Source organism: Vibrio sp. 10N.261.52.A1, from assembly GCF_002876325.1.
Lineage (GTDB): Bacteria > Pseudomonadota > Gammaproteobacteria > Enterobacterales > Vibrionaceae > Vibrio > Vibrio chagasii.
The window spans coordinates 1-855 of the sequence record NZ_MCYD01000193.1 but is presented as its reverse complement, the minus strand read 5'-3'; the positions used below and the strand labels follow the sequence as shown (position 1 = coordinate 855).

General features: G+C 45.6%; 1 protein-coding gene. It reads left to right on the top strand.

Annotation, left to right across the window (positions count from 1 at the left end; all coding sequences use genetic code 11):
• Positions 1–79: 79 nt before the first annotated feature.
• Positions 80–855, top strand: a 776-nt coding sequence (locus BCT81_RS02545) for a 3-deoxy-7-phosphoheptulonate synthase (protein WP_102423153.1), incomplete at its 3' end; no start/stop codon positions are given.

The following is an 855-nucleotide window of genomic DNA, read 5'->3' as shown; positions in this document are numbered from 1 at the left end:
ACTTTGACTTAAGAGAGTTTATTCCTCGGTTCAATTCCGTTATCTTAACCACTTCGCAATAGAATAAAAAAGCTATCACATGCCATTAAAAACTGATGAGTTGAGAACCCAAGCTCTGGGTCCTATGCCAACTCCTGCCGAATTAGGCAACGCACACCCAATTACTGACGACGTTGCTGAGCGTATTGCAAATTCTCGCCGCCAAATCGAAGATATCCTAACTGGTCGTGATAACCGCCTATTAGTTATCGTAGGCCCTTGCTCTGTTCACGATACAGAAGCGGCACTTGATTACGCTGAGCGCCTGAGCCAAATTCAAGAACAATACAAAGACGAATTGTTTGTTGTAATGAGAACCTACTTTGAGAAACCGCGCACGGTTGTAGGTTGGAAAGGTCTGATTACCGATCCAAACCTTGATGGTTCATACGCACTGGAAACAGGTTTAAACAAAGCACGTCAGCTTCTGCTTGATATCAACAAGCTTGGCCTAGCAACCGCGACTGAATTCCTTGATATGATCACGGGCCAATACATCGCAGACCTGATCACTTGGGGCGCAATTGGCGCTCGTACTACAGAATCTCAGATTCACCGTGAAATGGCTTCAGCACTGTCTTGCCCTGTTGGCTTCAAAAACGCGACAAACGGCAACATCAAGATCGCTATTGATGCGATTCGCGCATCACAAGCTTCTCACTACTTCTACTCACCAGATAAAAATGGTCGTATGACGGTTTACCGCACTTCAGGCAACCCATACGGTCACGTCATACTACGTGGTGGTGATAAAGGTCCAAACTTTGATGCAGAATCTGTTGATAACGCATGTAAGCAACTTGCTGAGTTCGACCT